Source organism: Sphingobacteriaceae bacterium, from assembly GCA_002319075.1.
GTDB lineage: Bacteria > Bacteroidota > Bacteroidia > B-17B0 > Aurantibacillaceae > Aurantibacillus.
In genome coordinates this window covers 1075505-1093918 of sequence record NVQB01000001.1, presented here as the reverse complement: position 1 = coordinate 1093918, position 18414 = coordinate 1075505, and the positions used below count along the sequence as shown (strand labels likewise).

Genomic DNA, 18414 nt, shown 5'->3' with positions numbered 1-18414 from the left:
ATAAATTCAGCTAAACAAAAATCGCAAAAGTAAAAGAAATACACAAATGTTAAAAACGATTGAGCACACTTTTCATAGTAGCAGAGCGTCTAAAAAAGGCAAAAAAAAAGCTGCTCTTTGAGCAGCTTTTTTTAAGAGGGTATTTAAAAATTATTTCACTAAAGAGAGATGTCCCATTTTGTTATAAGCATTACCATCAGAATCTTTGTATTTAATTCTGTAGATATAAACTTCTTCTTTTAAAGGCTCTCCTTTGTTTTGTACCGATCCATCCCAACCTTTAGCTGTAGCATCTTTGGTATGGTATAAAGAGTGTCCCCAACGGTCGAATATTTCCATTTCGAAAGATTTCATATCTAATCCTTCTTTCGAGAAAACTGGGATGAAGTAATCGTTTAATCCATCAAAGTTAGGAGAGAACGAGTTAGGAATAAACACATTGAATACATTTTTCACTTCAATTGTTTTAGTAATCTCATCGGTACAGCCGTGAATTGAAGTGGCTGTTAAAGTGATCTGGTATTTACCGATTTTAGGAACAATGATGGCTGGATTTACTTCCGTTGTAGTGGTTAAAGCCCCTGTCATTTTCCATTGGTAAGTATTATTTCCTAAAACAGAAGTTAAGTTGGTGAGCTGAATTTGCGGATCGGTAATGTAAATTTCCTCAGGCACAGAGAAGTCTGCTTTAGGCACCTCATTAACGGTAACAGATTGAGTTTTTACAGGAGTGGAAACACAACCGATTTCATCTGTATAGTTATAATGAACTTCATAAGTACCAGGAACTGTAAAGACGTGTGTGGTATTATAGCCCTGCACCGGTTCAGAACCATCTTCGAAAGTCCAGATACCTACCCCTGCATTTACACCAGGATCATTAAATACAACTTCCACAGGTGCACATTCTGCATTTTTGGTAACAGTTATTTTTGGCTCTCTTGCCTCTCTTACCTCAATTCTCATCATGGCCGTATCCGGACAAAGAGTTGCAGTTGGCATAGAGTGAGTAGCGTACACATACCTGTTATTGTTATTAGGGTTTGCTACCTTAGGATAGAACATATTACCTAACAATCCAGGACTGCTTTGAAAAGCTTCCCATTGTCCACCTGGATTTTGTACGAAATTATCCAGGTTAATAGGATCTGTAGTAGTACAATACGGACCAGCAGGTTTTGAAAGATCAGCTGATACAAATTTCTCTACTTTAATTACCGTTTGAGCATAAGCAACGCAAGGCCCTGAGGTAATGCTATAGTTGATGATATTGTTACCAATAATAGCAGCAGCAGGATTAAATTTACCGCCGAAAGATACAACACCCACATTAGGACCTCCAAACAATCCACCTATTGGGGTTACTTCTAATTGCGTAGGCAGGCTAGAGTTACAGAAAGGCCCAACCTGGCTAACCACCGGAGTTGCTAAAGAGTAAACATTCACTGAAATACTTGCCACATCAGGACAGATACCGGACGGCGAGGAATTAGTATTGTGTTGTAAGACGAACTGACCTGCACCCACTATTCCAGGGTTAAAGCTTGTTCCTGAAATACCAGCACCGCTCCAGCTACCAAGATTACTTAAAGTAAATGGTGTAAGGTTTAAAACAGGACTTGTATTACATAAATCAGGAATAGTACTTACGATAGTAGCTGGTACAAAAGCCTCAATACTGATAACTTTTGTATTTTCAACATTACAGGTACTGGTTCCAACAACGTATTGTATTCCATTATTACCTACAGAACTAAGTGAAGGAGTAAATACTCCGTTTGAAGAGACATACGGAGAGGAAGTCCACTGCCCGGTATTGGCTGGATTAACAACTAATTGCACAGTTCCTGCATTATTACAGAATGGTCCAACTTGGGTAATGGTTGGTGTAATAGGATTAAGAACAGAAACAGTGATAGTTCTTTGGTCAGGACAAAGTGTATTAGGTGCAGAAACAGTATTGTATGTAAGGGTATACACACCAGTAGGCAAGCTGTTAGGATAGAAAGTAGATCCTATAATTCCACCATTTGGAATGTAGTTTTGACCCATGCTTACCCCTTGAGTCCAGGAACCATTTACAGTGTTCTGTACATAACTCATTAAATTAATAGGAGTGCTGGTAGGACCACACTGGTCAAGTATTGGAGCGCTGAATGCGGCAGTATAAAAACGAGACACTGTTAAATTAGTAGTACTTGTGTTTAAACAAGGCCCATCCATTACTGTATAAGTAACCACCATGCCCGGAACTGTAACCAGTGTAGGATTAACCACACCGCCAGGAGATACCGCGCCATTATTGACCAGCCAGCCACCACCTGTAGGATTTACAGTCATAGTGAAAGGAGCACTGTTTGTACAGAATTCTGGTTTAGCATAAATAAGCGGTGTACTGGTATGTGTTACAGATACACTAGTAGTTGTAATAGAAGGACACACGGTAGGATTAGGTGTAGACTGCGTTACATAGCTAATATAATAAGTACCTGTGGGTAAATTATTAGGATTAAAGCTATTTGAACCCGTAACTACACTTGGACTTGTGCCTAAAGTACTTGTCCATGCTCCATTTTGAGTATTAGAAACAATGTTCATTAAATTGAAAGGCTGTCCAGTACTACAGAGTGGAGGAACAGTTGAACTTAAGGAAGAAGGCCAGAACTGAGATACCTGGTAGTTACCAGTTGTATTCACAGAACAGCTGTAAGAAGGTGTAACGGTATAACCAAAAACGTTGTTCATAGCTGTAGCTGACGATATAGATGATAACGAAGGTGTAATCCAACCCGTGCTTGAAACAGCATTATTAGTAGAGCTGAATGCTCCGCCCGGAGGATTAGCCACAATCTGAATGGATGGAGACGTATTACACAAATTCGGTATTAACGAAAAGGTAGGTATAGCCGGATTGTAAGCTTTAAGCGTAAATGTCTTAACAATAGGACAGTTTACCAGAGTAGGCGTTACAATGAGTGAATAGGTAATAGTTGTAGTGCCACCCACTGGCAATGTAGGGCTGATAATAGCATTTTGAGCGTTTGCACCTATTAAGAAAGTGGAAGGGCTCCATGAATACGTATATTGACCAAAAGCAGGTGGAGAGGGGAATACCGCAGCTGCTTGTATGTTATTGCCTGGACACAGACTCACACTTGTTTGAGACAAGTTGTAAGTGTATGTGTGAGGAACAAGCGAGAATCCGGCAGTGTAAGTACAAGACCCATCGAAACCGCGAAGCGTGTAAGTACCTGCAGATAGACCTCCAAAACTATAAGTATTAGAAGTTGTAGGTCCATTAACGGAAGTATAAGCTGAAGTTGTTCCTGTACCAGTTACCGAATACGTATTAAAACCCGGAGGAGTATTAGCAGCAGGAATGATAGTAACCGTTGCAGTACCATTGGTACCACCCGGACAAATTTTAGAGAGATTACTCATATACATTGAGCCCGGAGGAGATGCTGTGAGCCAATATTGAACAGAATCACGACAGCCTTGTGAAGAGAGACGAGTCATGGTGTAAATATTTCCATTACTTGCAGGATTAACTGTATAGCAAGCTGCCGTTCCTCCAGCAGTAGCCGAAATAGCTGCTAAAGTAGGAGTATACCATTGATAATTGCTACCACTACCATTAGCACAGAGATAGGCTTCGGTTCCACAAAACGATTTTAAAACAATGTCGATGCCGGGAGGAGATGTGCTTACCAAAACGGTTGAAGTAGCTTGCCCGCAACCGGTGGCCCCAAAGGCCGAGATGACGACGCTATATACACCGGCGGCCAGGCCGCTGACGGTCGCAGCATTTCCTATAGTAGCATTATTAGCTGCATTTATCCAGGTATAAACATACCCGGTACCACTACCGTTACCGACGACTGTGGCAGAACCACTCGCTCCTCCTGCGCAAGTTGAGAAGGAACCTATAGCGGCAATATTAACCGTTGAAAAACCTATGGCATTGGTAGAAGTAAACATACAGCCTGCCGGCGAAATCATTTCTACTGTATAAACGGCACCACTCACAGGAGCGCTGATAGTTAAAGTAGGGGCGGTACCTCCATTAGCTGCAGTAATAATACCGCTTGCATCATACCATTGATAAGTTGAATATCCTAAAGGTGCTGCAATCTGAGCCACATTTTGTCCGGCACAAAAACTCACCGGGCCCGACACGTTACCGCCATTAGGGCCACCCATTCCTGAACCTACAACCTGCCCACCACATCTGGCATCCACTAAAGTAGAACCCCAGTGACCCCCTGCAGAACAATCGGCAGTTGCAATGTCAATTCTAATACAAGTTCCAATATAGGGCGTTAAGTCAATGTATTTCACCTGCCAGTTGGTCCACGAGGCTCCAGAAGTAGTACTGAAAGTGACGTTACTACTTGCGCAGCCACTACCCGGGGAGAAATTTATAGAAGAACACTGTAGAGCATTTCCACTACAGTCATACATATCTACCCTTAAACCCGGTTGCGTATTCTGGCCTTGCACCAGGCAACAACTATGTCCGCCATCTTGCCAATATCCTGCGTAAGCGAACTGAAAAACGGTGTTTGCAGTAGTAACCGGAAATTGTGTTGAGATTTTGGTCATGTGGGTAGTGTTGGGCTGATCGTCATTTAACTGGGCAACATTAGTACCTCCTAATGGAGAATTTCCTATAACACCCATTGTTGAGAATAACCCCCACCAGTTTAAGATAGGCGTTGCAACAATCGAAAACTCATTACTGCCGCCTGTCCAGTTAGTAGGATTACAAGCATCATCATTGTTTCTTTCAGTAACAGTCCACCCGGTTACTGAATTAGAACTTGTATAAGTTCCTGGTAAAGTAGATTCGAAATCTTCATTTACACAGGGGGTCGCATTAACCACGGCTCCGCCTCCACCTATTGGCTTTCCATTGATAACCGAAGTTGTAGATTGTTTTTTGCCGTTAGCCACTGGCATAAATACCGGAATTTTTTTCGGCCCGATATTGAATTTGGTATTAATATAATTACGCTTTAAAATGTTTAATTTAATTTTCACTTCCCAGGCTGCTATACCTTGCCCTAAAAGATCTGCTTTTATTTTAGCTTCCTGGAAGCCAGCAAGAGAATCTCCATAATAGCTTTGAAAACCAGTATTGGAAGTTGGCGCTAAATATTCCTGGTTAGCCACATAAGAAGCTTTGGCAGTGTTTTGTGGAGCCATTGTCGTTTTTGCCTTATTGGAATTAACCTGAGCGTTAAGACCAAAGCTTAGAGAGAGGGCAATTACAGACAAATTTTTGAAGAGATTTTTCATACTTTCTTGATTTTTTGTATTGGGTTCTACAAAAACAGTTTAAAGCGGTTTCGTAGTATTAGTAAAATTAGGGGATGGGTAGCTGGGTTCAAAGTTATTCACTCATTCAAAACGATCTTTTACTAAGTCGTTTAAAAAGGTAATCGGCTTTTGGTCCTTTTAAATTAACCTCATTGGTATGTAGATAATGCCAAAAAAAATAGAGCAGTGTGAACAAATAAGATGGATAATCTTAATAAGAAATTGATAAAAAAGGCAAAAAAAAAGCTGCTCTTTGAGCAGCTTTTTTTTAAGAGGGTATTTAAAAATTATTTCACTAAAGAGAGATGTCCCATTTTGTTATAAGCGTTACCATCAGAATCTTTGTATTTAATTCTGTAGATATAAACTTCTTCTTTTAAAGGCTCTCCTTTGTTTTGTACCGATCCATCCCAACCTTTAGCTGTAGCATCTTTGGTATGGTATAAAGAGTGTCCCCAACGGTCGAATATTTCCATTTCGAAAGATTTCATATCTAATCCTTCTTTCGAGAAAACTGGGATGAAGTAATCGTTTAATCCATCAAAGTTAGGAGAGAACGAGTTAGGAATAAACACATTGAATACATTTTTCACTTCAATTGTTTTAGTAATCTCATCGGTACAGCCGTGAATTGAAGTGGCTGTTAAAGTGATCTGGTATTTACCGATTTTAGGAACAATGATGGCTGGATTTACTTCCGTTGTAGTGGTTAAAGCCCCTGTCATTTTCCATTGGTAAGTATTATTTCCTAAAACAGAAGTTAAGTTGGTGAGCTGAATTTGCGGATCGGTAATGTAAATTTCCTCAGGCACAGAGAAGTCTGCTTTAGGCACCTCATTAACGGTAACAGATTGAGTTTTTACAGGAGTGGAAACACAACCGATTTCATCTGTATAGTTATAATGAACTTCATAAGTACCAGGAACTGTAAAGACGTGTGTGGTATTATAGCCCTGCACCGGTTCAGAACCATCTTCGAAAGTCCAGATACCTACCCCTGCATTTACACCAGGATCATTAAATACAACTTCCACAGGTGCACATTCTGCATTTTTGGTAACAGTTATTTTTGGCTCTCTTGCCTCTCTTACCTCAATTCTCATCATGGCCGTATCCGGACAAAGAGTTGCAGTTGGCATAGAGTGAGTAGCGTACACATACCTGTTATTGTTATTAGGGTTTGCTACCTTAGGATAGAACATATTACCTAACAATCCAGGACTGCTTTGAAAAGCTTCCCATTGTCCACCTGGATTTTGTACGAAATTATCCAGGTTAATAGGATCTGTAGTAGTACAATACGGACCAGCAGGTTTTGAAAGATCAGCTGATACAAATTTCTCTACTTTAATTACCGTTTGAGCATAAGCAACGCAAGGCCCTGAGGTAATGCTATAGTTGATGATATTGTTACCAATAATAGCAGCAGCAGGATTAAATTTACCGCCGAAAGATACAACACCCACATTAGGACCTCCAAACAATCCACCTATTGGGGTTACTTCTAATTGCGTAGGCAGGCTAGAGTTACAGAAAGGCCCAACCTGGCTAACCACCGGAGTTGCTAAAGAGTAAACATTCACTGAAATACTTGCCACATCAGGACAGATACCGGACGGCGAGGAATTAGTATTGTGTTGTAAGACGAACTGACCTGCACCCACTATTCCAGGGTTAAAGCTTGTTCCTGAAATACCAGCACCGCTCCAGCTACCAAGATTACTTAAAGTAAATGGTGTAAGGTTTAAAACAGGACTTGTATTACATAAATCAGGAATAGTACTTACGATAGTAGCTGGTACAAAAGCCTCAATACTGATAACTTTTGTATTTTCAACATTACAGGTACTGGTTCCAACAACGTATTGTATTCCATTATTACCTACAGAACTAAGTGAAGGAGTAAATACTCCGTTTGAAGAGACATACGGAGAGGAAGTCCACTGCCCGGTATTGGCTGGATTAACAACTAATTGCACAGTTCCTGCATTATTACAGAATGGTCCAACTTGGGTAATGGTTGGTGTAATAGGATTAAGAACAGAAACAGTGATAGTTCTTTGGTCAGGACAAAGTGTATTAGGTGCAGAAACAGTATTGTATGTAAGGGTATACACACCAGTAGGCAAGCTGTTAGGATAGAAAGTAGATCCTATAATTCCACCATTTGGAATGTAGTTTTGACCCATGCTTACCCCTTGAGTCCAGGAACCATTTACAGTGTTCTGTACATAACTCATTAAATTAATAGGAGTGCTGGTAGGACCACACTGGTCAAGTATTGGAGCGCTGAATGCGGCAGTATAAAAACGAGACACTGTTAAATTAGTAGTACTTGTGTTTAAACAAGGCCCATCCATTACTGTATAAGTAATCACCATGCCCGGAACTGTAACCAGTGTAGGATTAACCACACCGCCAGGAGATACCGCGCCATTATTAACCAGCCAGCCACCACCTGTAGGATTTACAGTCATAGTGAAAGGAGCACTGTTTGTACAGAATTCTGGTTTAGCATAAATAAGCGGTGTACTGGTATGTGTTACAGATACACTAGTAGTTGTAATAGAAGGACACACGGTAGGATTAGGTGTAGACTGCGTTACATAGCTAATATAATAAGTACCTGTGGGTAAATTATTAGGATTAAAGCTATTTGAACCCGTAACTACACTTGGACTTGTGCCTAAAGTACTTGTCCATGCTCCATTTTGAGTATTAGAAACAATGTTCATTAAATTGAAAGGCTGTCCAGTACTACAGAGTGGAGGAACAGTTGAACTTAAGGAAGAAGGCCAGAACTGAGATACCTGGTAGTTACCAGTTGTTTTCACAGAACAGCTGTAAGAAGGTGTAACGGTATAACCAAAAACGTTGTTCATAGCTGTAGCTGACGATATAGATGATAACGAAGGTGTAATCCAACCCGTGCTTGAAACAGCATTATTAGTAGAGCTGAATGCTCCGCCCGGAGGATTAGCCACAATCTGAATGGATGGAGACGTATTACACAAATTCGGTATTAACGAAAAGGTAGGTATAGCCGGATTGTAAGCTTTAAGCGTAAATGTCTTAACAATAGGACAGTTTACAATGGTAGGCGTTACAATGAGTGAATAGGTAATAGTTGTAGTAACACCCACCGCCAATGTAGGGCTGATAATAGCATTTTGAGAGTTTGCACCTATTAAGAAAGTGGAAGGACTCCATGAATACGTATATTGACCAAAAGCAGGTGGAGAGGGGAATACCGCAGCTGCTTGTATGTTATTGCCTGGACACAGACTCACACTTGTTTGAGACAAGTTGTAAGTGTATGTGTGAGGAACAAGCGAGAATCCGGCAGTGTAAGTACAAGACCCATCGAAACCGCGAAGCGTGTAAGTACCTGCAGATAGACCTCCAAAACTATAAGTATTAGAAGTTGTAGGTCCATTAACGGAAGTATAAGCTGAAGTTGTTCCTGTACCAGTTACCGAATACGTATTAAAACCCGGAGGAGTATTAGCAGCAGGAATGATAGTAACCGTTGCAGTACCATTGGTACCACCCGGACAGATTTTAGAGAGATTACTCATATACATTGTGCCCGGAGGAGATGCTGTGAGCCAATATTGAACAGAATCACGACAGCCTTGTGAAGAGAGACGAGTCATGGTGTAAATATTTCCATTACTTGCAGGATTAACTGTATAGCAAGCTGCCGTTCCTCCAGCAGTAGCCGAAATAGCTGCTAAGGAAGGAGTATACCATTGATAATTACTACCACTACCATTAGCACAGAGATAGGCTTCAGTTCCGCAAAACGATTTTAAAACAAACTGCACACCCGGCGGAGCGGTACTTACCAGTACGGTAGAAGTGGCTTGCCCGCAACCGGTGGCCCCAAAGGCCGAGATGACGACGCTATATACACCGGGAGCCAGGTTATTGACGGTTGCAGCATTTCCTATAGTAGCATTATTAGCTGCATTTATCCAGGTATAAACATACCCGGTACCACTACCGTTACCGACGACTGTGGCAGAACCACTCGCTCCTCCTGCGCAAGTTGAGAAGGAACCTATAGCGGCAATATTAACCGTTGAAAAACCTATGGCATTGGTAGAAGTAAACATACAGCCTGCCGGCGAAATCATTTCTACTGTATAAACGGCACCACTCACAGGAGCGCTGATAGTTAAAGTAGGGGCGGTACCTCCATTAGCTGCAGTAATAATACCGCTTGCATCATACCATTGATAAGTTGAATATCCTAAAGGTGCTGCAATCTGAGCCACATTTTGTCCGGCACAAAAACTCACCGGGCCCGACACGTTACCGCCATTAGGGCCACCCATTCCTGAACCTACAACCTGCCCACCACATCTGGCATCCACTAAAGTAGAACCCCAGTGACCACTTGCAGAACAATCGGCAGTTGCAATGTCAATTCTAATACAAGTTCCAATATAGGGCGTTAAGTCAATGTATTTTACCTGCCAGTTGGTCCATGAAGCATTTGCAGTAGTACTGAAAGTTACATTACTGCTTGCACAGCCACTACCAGGGGAGAAATTTATAGAAGAACACTGTAGAGCATTTCCACTACAGTCATACATATCTACCCTTAAACCCGGTTGCGTATTCAGGCCTTGCACCAGGCAACAACTATGTCCACCATCTTCCCAGTAACCGGCATAAGCGAACTGAAAAACGGTGTTTGCAGTAGTAACCGGAAATTGTGTTGAGATTTTGGTCATGTGTGTTGTACCCGGTAAACTGTCATTTAATTGGGCCACATTAGAGCCTCCTAATGGAGAGTTTCCTATAACACCCATTGTTGCGAATAACCCCCACCAGTTTAAGATAGGCGTTGCAACAATCGAAAACTCACTGCTGCCGCCTGTCCAATTGGTTGGATTACAAGCATCATCATTGTTTCTTTCAGTAACAGTCCACCCGGTCACAGCATTAGAACTTGTGTAAGCTCCTGGTAAAGTAGATTCGAAATCTTCATTTACACAGGGGGTCGCATTAACAACGGCTCCGCCTCCACCTATTGGCTTTCCATTGATAACCGAAGTTGTAGATTGTTTTTTGCCGTTAGAAATCGGCATAAATACCGGAACTTTTTTTGGTCCGATATTGAATTTGGTATTAATATAATTACGCTTCAATAATTTCAACTTCATATTTACCTCCCAAAGCGCTATACCTTGCCCTAAAAGATCTGCTTTTATTTTAGCTTCCTGGAATCCAGCAAGAGAATCTCCATAATAGCTTTGAAAACCAGTATTGGAAGTTGGCGCTAAATATTCCTGGTTAGCCACATAAGAAGCTTTGGCAGTGTTTTGTGGAGCCATTGTCGTTTTTGCCTTATTGGAATTAACCTGAGCGTTAAGACCAAAGCTTAGAGAGAGGGCAATTACAGACAAAGTTTTGAAGAGATTTTTCATGCTTTCTTGTTTTTTGTGTTAAATTCTACAAAAATAATTTATAGGACTTTTTTATTTAGTAGTAAAATTAGGAGATGAGTAGCTGGTTTCAAAGTTATTCACTCATTCAAAACGCTCTTTTACTAATCCATTCAGAAGGGGATAAGTATTTTACTCCTTAAGCCACATAATCTCACAAATTTTCGTGCCGGTAATTTTAAGATTTTTTTTGATTCATAGGACGATTTTCCTCTTTTGTCGTTTGAATTCATGTTTTCATCAGTGCTTTCTTGATAAGTTGCGTCCGCGCGCTTCTACACGCGTTCTGTTTTAAATTATTTTTGCCTCGCAACTCCCATTTCTCTATGATTATTATGAAAAATTTTAAATTTTATATGAACCAGCTCGCGCTGATGTTATTTTTTATGCTTCTTCAACCCGAACTTCATGCACAGGCTGATGAGTTTTTATTTGAAAATGCAAGCGTTGGTTTGAAAGCCCCTGATCTTAAAATTTTAAAGGAGGGAAGAACAAAATTTTTGCAGTCTCAATATTATGAGGCGGTAGAACTCTTCGAAAGCATAAGCGTTAAAGATCAGCCTTATCTGAATTATCTTAAGGGTATTTGTTATTCTCACGATCCGGATAATAAACAAAAATCGCTGTCTCTCCTTCGGGCTCTTGGCAGCAAGGAGGCAGAGATTACCGGTTACAGTTTTAATCTTGCCTATGCACTTGTAAAAAATGATAGTATTCCGCAGGCCATTGAGTATTTTAAGAAGGCTCTGGAAAGTGAACAGAAAAAAGGCTTAAAGGACGATAAATTTTTAAACGAAATCAATTTAAGCCTGCAACACTGTTACAACATAGTGGATCTTAAAGAGAAAAAAAGTTTCGTTAAGATTACCAACCTGGGTTCGCCTGTAAATACAAAGGCCGATGAATACTGTCCGCTTATTCCTTCTAATGGCGAAATGCTGGTTTATACTTACCGTGGTCCTAAAGCTAAGGGTGGAAAACAGGTAGTAAAGGGAAGTAAAATAAGGAACATAGAAAATGTTGAGCTTTATTATGAAGATATATTTATGTCGAAAAGAATTAATGATACACTATGGAGCGATCCAGCCGGAATTGCCGAACTGAATACAGCTACTCATGACGCTGCAGTTAGTTTAAATGCTGACGCTACAGAATTATTTATGTATAGAAATCGCGGGGAAGGAAAAGGGGATCTTTATCTTTCTCAATTAAATGGTTCTAAGTGGACGTTGCCTGTTCTTCAGATTAAATTAAACAGTCCGGAGTGGGATGGTTCGGCCTGTTTTATCCCAAATGAAGATAAAATTATTTTTGCCAGCGAACGCAAGGGCGGTTATGGAGGAAAAGATCTTTATTCGGCAGAGCGTGTGAAAGATAATATGTGGACGAATATTACCAACCTGGGTCCGCAGATTAATTCCAAGTATGACGAAGATGCTCCCTTTGTAACGGTTGATGGAAGAATTTTGTTTTTTTCATCAAATAATAAAAATAGTTTTGGCGGCTACGATATTTTTCGTTGCGATTATATAAATGGAGATTGGCAAACACCTTACAATCTTGGTTCACCGATTAATACAACGAATGATGATAATTATTTTGTAGTGCGATCAGATGGCAAAGTAGCTTATTATTCGTCACACAAAAAAGGCGGCGACGGAGGGCAGGATATTTATAAGGTAGAGCCCGGAATTCCAGGCAGACCTGTAGTATTGCTTCAGGTTGAAGGACTTATTACGGTTGATGGAAAACCTGTTGGTGCAGAAGTTGAAATCCGGTCTAACTTAAATAATAAGGATGTGCGTTTTAAAGTAAGTGCGAATAAAGTAACAGGAAAATTTTTGAGCAACCTGGCGGCAGGTGATGAGTATGACCTGGTAGTTTCGGTAGATAAGTTTAGCCCGAGAACTCTTCATTTAAGTACAATGAATATTGATTCTTTTATAGTGATGAATGTTTTTGCTGAATTTAATTCCAATAGTTACGAAACAAACCTCGAAAGTAAAAACACTACTCCTGATGAACTTCAAAAAACAAACATGGATTTTGTAGACAACGCCATTTTTACAAATGAACAGGGAGAAGTTGTAACACCCAACTTAAAATACAACGTACAAATAGCAGCTTATAAGTTTTCTGAAAATTTTAATTACAACCGTATAGTTGGCCTTCCCAAAATTATTCGCCGTACCGACAAAGATGGTGTAACCCGCTTCACCATGGGAAGCTTTAATACGTATAACCAGGCTTTGGAACTTCTGAGAAAAGTTCAACAGAATAAAATTCAGGATGGATTTATTACAGCCACTTATAATGGAGAACGTAAATTACTGTACCAGTTAAAAGAAGAAAAAGTAATTAAATAAATAAGGCTGCTTTTTCAAGATTGTATTAAAAGTTTTCAAGAAGAAAAAAATATATCGGTTGATTTTACTACTTTTACCTTAACCAAAGCAATTAACCCTATCTTAAAAGGACTCTTGAATTTCAAGAGTCCTTTTTTGTTTACTAGAGTTTCGAAAAAAAATAAAAATAGGCGGTAGAAAAAATACATCTAAAAGAACCAGAAATTATCGTCTGTATTCAACTTATGTCAAGAAGTCTAGTATTGAATAATCAAGTCCCGGTTTTTTACTCTTGTTACTAATTCAAAATTTAATCAATTTGCCTTTTGAAAATTTCGCTTTTTTTGAATTCCAAAACTACTTAGAACACAACAAGCACTTTAACGAATTACTAGATTAATAAATGAGTTTAATTAAAGATAAGTGAGTGATGTTTTTGTTTAATTAGTCTACATAAGGCTTCTATCAATATAATTTATAAATTTACGATTCAACCCCTACAACATTAAATGCTTTATGCATGTGAGACAACTGTGTTTTTATTGCTTGCTATTTATTTTTTCTTTCTCTCATTATTCTCAAACAAAAGGGTATTTGCTTGAAAAAAGTTTTGATTTTAAAATGCCTTTTACAATCACGCAGTTTTCTACTCGTGACGGACTACCTCAGAGTCAAATACTGGATATAGTTCCAAAGTCTAATGGCAATTTAATTATAGCAACAGCCCTGGGGATTTTAGAATACAACGGAACTGAATTTAAACCTTTTATAAAAGATGACGCTTACAAAGCGCAACTTTATACTAAAGTGTTATGGAACAACAAATACGCACGTTTATTTGCAAGAGGTGTTGATGGTCATCCTTACTTGCTTTACCCGGAGTACCGTCTTTTGAATCACTTTAGAGCTTTTTGTATTAGCGGTGACAGTATGTTTTGTATGAATGAATCTGGAGAAATTTATTCTGCCGATCTCGGAAAGCTTCAATTTAAAAAAATTGCCTCAACAGAAATTAAAAACGCGGAGAGTCTATTTTATGATAAAAATTTTTTCTTAGCCGGCACAAAAGAGGGGCTGATGAAGTATAAATGCAACTCCAAACAAAGTTTCGCTATAGGTTCTGGAGACTACCGTTATTTTAAAAAGAGTCCTTACGATAGCTGTATTTACAGCCTCGGCGACAAAGTAATCTATAAGATTTCCGATTCTTCGAGTAAAATTGTTTTTTCTGTTCCTAAAAAAAATATTTTTGCCAATTGTTCGCAATTTGATTTTATAGGGCGCAACGAATTTTACGTAGCTACCACTCGTGGACTTTATGCCGTCACTACAGGCTATACAGATGTTTACAAAAGGATAAACGCTTTACCTTCGGTTTTTTTTCAGGCGATCTATTATAATTCTAATGAAGACTGCCTATTTATTGGTACGGGTGAAAAAGGACTTATAAAACTTCATTTTAAAAATTGCTACACTTATTATACCGACCAGGGCTTCGATGAAAACACTTCTTTATGCTCAATCATCAGTACAAAGTCTGGTGAAACATTGCTGGCTAACCCAAGTGGCATTATTTATAAACTGGCAATAGATACTGTTTTTCCAAAAATAAAAATCAGGCCTCACATTTCTTCTCTAGCCGAGATTGATGGGTGTTTATATATAGGTACGTGGAAAAACGGTGTGATTCTTGCGAAAAATGGAAAGCGGTTTGATTCTATTTGTGCTCCAAAACAGCTTAGAAGTGGAGCTGTGCATGCAATTTTTAAGGACCGAAAAGGAACAATATGGATTGGAACCAGCAATGGGGCGGCTTGTGGAGCTTCATCCAAATCTATTAAACCTGTATTAACGGATGTGGTTAAAAAGGTAATTATAACTTTTTATCAGTTAAAAAATGGCAACCTCTGTTTGGGAGGTAATGAGGGAGTTTACATTCTTGATAGTACTTATAAGTGCATTGCCCACCTCGGCAAGAAAGAAGGGATATTGGGAAAAGAAGTGCGCTGTTTTTATGAAGACGCAGAGGGCAGATTGTGGATTGGCACTTATGGTGGAGGTTTATACTGCTATTATAAAGAGCACTTAACCAGCGTAAATAAAATGGCTAATGCACGCTTAAATGACAATGTTTTTTGTCTGGCCAAAGATGATAGTGGTTATTTGTATGTGACATCTAATTATGGTTTATGGCGTATAAAAGAAAAAGACCTTGCCGATTTCTACGAGGGAAAATTAAAGTACCTGGTACCTTTTCACTACGATGAAGAAGCCGGTATTCTTAACACAGAATTTAATGGAGGGTTTCAGAATAATTATTTAAAATCAAAATCCAATCATTTTTATTTTCCTTCTTTACAAGGTGTTGTTATTGTTGTGCCTGAAACGCCTTCAAAACGTAATTTACTTCCCGTTATCAATAAGGTACTGATTAATGATACGGCCTACGATAGCAGCGAACACCGCTTTGAGAGAGAAACCTTTTCGGTAGAATTTCAATTTTCGACAACGAGTTTTTTAGGCAAATACAATGTTTATTACCAATATAAACTCGACGGTGAACATTCAACCAATTGGAGTTCTCTGAGTAAAGAAACCTCGGTTACTTATAAATTGATTCCACCCGGCAAATACACTTTTTCTGTAAGAGTTGTTGATGCCTTTAATGATCCCTTTCCAAGAGTAAGTACCTATCGCTTTGAGATCAAACCTCACTTTTATGAGCGGCTCTGGTTCAGAATTTCTTCGTTTTTATTTTTTATTGCTATTACATTTATTACTGTACGTTACAGGTTTCAGAATTACAGGCGCAAAGCTGAGGAACGCGAACGAACGCAAAGGCAAATGGCAGAGTTGAAATTACAAGCTATACAAGCGCAAATGAATCCACATTTCGTTTTTAATTCGCTTAATAGCATCAAATATTATCTTTCCATTAACGATCAAAAGAACGCTGACTTATATATCGATCACTTTTCGAAATTGCTTCGGAATTTTTTAGAGAGCGGTTCTAAAAGTTTTATTACAATCGAAAACGAAATTCAAATCATTACTTCTTATCTTGAATTAGAAAAACAAAGGATGAATCCTTCATTTGATTTTTCGATAAGCGTTACAGAGAATGTTGAAAGCATGCTTATTCCAACGCACCTTATTCAACCCTTTGTGGAAAATGCTATTAAGCACGGAATTAATCATTCGTCAAAAAAATGTAAAATTGATATCGCTATGGTGCTGGAAAATAATAGTATTATTTGTACTATTGAAGATGATGGTATCGGACGGGAACGTTCACTCGAAATTAATAAAAATCGTCCTGGTAGACACACTTCAAAAGGCCTTGAAATTGTGTCTGAAAAAATACGTATTATAAAAGATATCTATGGCATTCATGTGAAGCTGACCACTCATGATAAGCATGTTGGATCTTTGAAAGAAACCGGAACTAAAGTCACACTTATTATTCCACTTAAAGAAAATGAGAACACTCATAGTTGAAGATGAAATCGCAGGCCAGGAACTGCTAAAAAAAAATATTTCCGAGAATTTTCCGGATTGCAGAGTCATAGCAGTTGTTGATAACGTTGAAGAAGCTGTGGCACAAATAGATCTGCTAAAACCCGAACTTCTTTTTCTAGACATTCATATTAAAGGTGGCACGGGTTTCGATGTGTTAAAGCGGGTGGCCGAAAAAACATTTGAAGTTATCTTTATCACCGCTCATAACAATTACACTCTTCAGGCTTTGCGTGCACAGGCCATAGATTATATTTTAAAGCCTATTAACAGAACGGAATTTATTACTGCAGTTGACCGAGCTTCTAAACTTGTTCGGGAAGCAAAAAAGGATTTAAATTTAGTTGCAAATTTTCTTTCGGTTTACACATCGGCCGGACTTGAATTTATAAAGTTTGACACTATAGTGTTTCTTGAAGCTGACGGTGCTTATACAACTATACATACACAGGAAAACTCCGTCGTATCTACAAAAAACATTGGTGAGTATGAATCTATATTGCCGGCATTTTTTTACAGATGTCATCATTCTTTTATCATAAATATTAATCAGATAAAAAAATTCACAAAAGGGCGCAGTGGAATCTTAATAATGAATAATGATCACCACGTGGCCGTTTCTCAAAGAAAGATGAAAGAATTTTCGAGTAGAATCAGTGTTTAGACAATAAATCAGTTTGTCAGAATCTTAAATTTTCAGTCAGCGTTTTAGGTAAAATCGTAAAAATTACCTCAGTTATTGGTCAATTAACTCATTTGTTAATGCTTTTAAGACTCATTGTAAACTAAATGTAAATTTACGCGGCCTCACTAAAAACGTGGCTTTCAGTATTTCCTGTAAAGTGAATTCACAATGAAAATAATGGAAGCGTAAATAAGATTATCTGATTGAAAACTATAATTATACACAAGACAAAAAAAACACCTGAGGTTGTAATTAATTATAGCACAAATACATTTTCAATAGAGGGGCATTCTGTGTCGGAAGATGCTGCGTATTTTTATGGGCACGTATCGGATGAATTTAAAAAATATAAGAAAATAAGATCTGAAGTGCTTTTTGTAATTAACTTACAAAGCCTAAACTCTGTTTCTATTAAAAGTTTACTTGGTTTATTTAAGGAAGCTTCGTCTTACGATGATTTTTTTCAAAAAACAGAAATTGACTGGTTGTTTCCCAAGGATGATACGGTGCTTAAAGAATCGGGCCAGCTTTTTGAGAAAATTTGCAGGCTAAAGTTCAATTATAAAGAATATTAATTTACCAGTTCATTTATTAACAACAGTCATTATTTACCAAACCAATGAGAATTGTATTTAAAACAATAGTTAAGTTTGAGATACAAAATGATTGATCCAAACCTATAACCCATCGCACAAAAAAAAAATGGATAACTTACTTATAGAGGCTACATCACAGACACCCAAAGTAGAATTAAATTTGAATGGGGACCTCCGTATTTCGGGAGTTTCAACATTGAGTCACGCTCAAAAATTTTATAGTGAGATAGTAGACTGGTTAAATGAGTACCTTAAAAAAAATCCCTCCTCGCTTAAACTGACTCTTTCCATGTATTATGCCAATACGTCTTCAACGCTTATGCTTTTGGATATTCTGAGGCTTGTAAATACTTTTAAATCAAACACCACTACAGTGCGTATTGTATGGCGTTACGAAGAAGACGATGAAGATATTTTTAGTTTTGGTGAGCAATTGGAAATAGCCAGTAATTCAAGATTTGAGTATGAAATAATTTCTTGATAGTGGACGATGG

7 protein-coding genes are annotated in these 18414 nt (G+C 38.6%); 5 read left to right on the top strand and 2 right to left on the bottom strand.

Features of this window, described 5'->3' with window-relative positions; genetic code table 11:
* Positions 1-150 precede the first annotated feature (150 nt).
* A complete protein-coding gene (locus CNR22_04920) occupies positions 151-5301 on the bottom strand; it encodes a hypothetical protein (protein ID PBQ31132.1) in 5151 nt (1716 codons plus the stop codon).
* 308 nt (positions 5302-5609) lie between these two features.
* Positions 5610-10760 (bottom strand): hypothetical protein, encoded by a 5151-nt coding sequence (locus CNR22_04915; protein PBQ31131.1) that lies wholly within the window; start codon positions 10758-10760, stop codon positions 5610-5612.
* Between the two features lie 344 nt (positions 10761-11104).
* Between CNR22_04915 and CNR22_04910 the strand changes: the two genes are divergently transcribed.
* The 5 genes from CNR22_04910 to CNR22_04890 all read left to right on the top strand — a co-directional run bounded on the left by CNR22_04910 (position 11105) and on the right by CNR22_04890 (position 18401).
* Entirely contained in the window at positions 11105-13144 is a 2040-nt protein-coding gene (locus tag CNR22_04910) for a hypothetical protein (protein ID PBQ31130.1), read from the top strand.
* 495 nt (positions 13145-13639) lie between these two features.
* Complete coding sequence (locus tag CNR22_04905) at positions 13640-16621, top strand: hypothetical protein (protein ID PBQ31129.1); 2982 nt, start codon at positions 13640-13642, stop codon at positions 16619-16621.
* Positions 16602-17303: a hypothetical protein gene (locus tag CNR22_04900; protein ID PBQ31128.1), complete on the top strand. Its 702-nt coding sequence runs from the start codon at positions 16602-16604 to the stop codon at positions 17301-17303. Before CNR22_04905 ends, CNR22_04900 begins: the two co-directional genes overlap by 20 nt.
* A gap of 224 nt (positions 17304-17527) precedes the next feature.
* Complete coding sequence (locus CNR22_04895; protein PBQ31127.1) at positions 17528-17899, top strand: hypothetical protein; 372 nt, start codon at positions 17528-17530, stop codon at positions 17897-17899.
* A gap of 91 nt (positions 17900-17990) precedes the next feature.
* Positions 17991-18401: a hypothetical protein gene (locus tag CNR22_04890; protein PBQ31126.1), complete on the top strand. Its 411-nt coding sequence runs from the start codon at positions 17991-17993 to the stop codon at positions 18399-18401.
* Positions 18402-18414 lie beyond the last annotated feature (13 nt).

What these genes read in the sequence shown, in the direction of transcription:
- CNR22_04900 (PBQ31128.1), top strand. Translation starts at nt 16,602, where the DNA reads ATGAGAACACTCATAGTTGAAGATGAAATCGCAGGCCAGGAACTGCTA.
- CNR22_04915 (PBQ31131.1), bottom strand. Translation starts at nt 10,760, where the DNA reads ATGAAAAATCTCTTCAAAACTTTGTCTGTAATTGCCCTCTCTCTAAGC.
- CNR22_04905 (PBQ31129.1), top strand. Translation starts at nt 13,640, where the DNA reads ATGCATGTGAGACAACTGTGTTTTTATTGCTTGCTATTTATTTTTTCT.
- CNR22_04920 (PBQ31132.1), bottom strand. Translation starts at nt 5,301, where the DNA reads ATGAAAAATCTCTTCAAAAATTTGTCTGTAATTGCCCTCTCTCTAAGC.
- CNR22_04910 (PBQ31130.1), top strand. Translation starts at nt 11,105, where the DNA reads ATGATTATTATGAAAAATTTTAAATTTTATATGAACCAGCTCGCGCTG.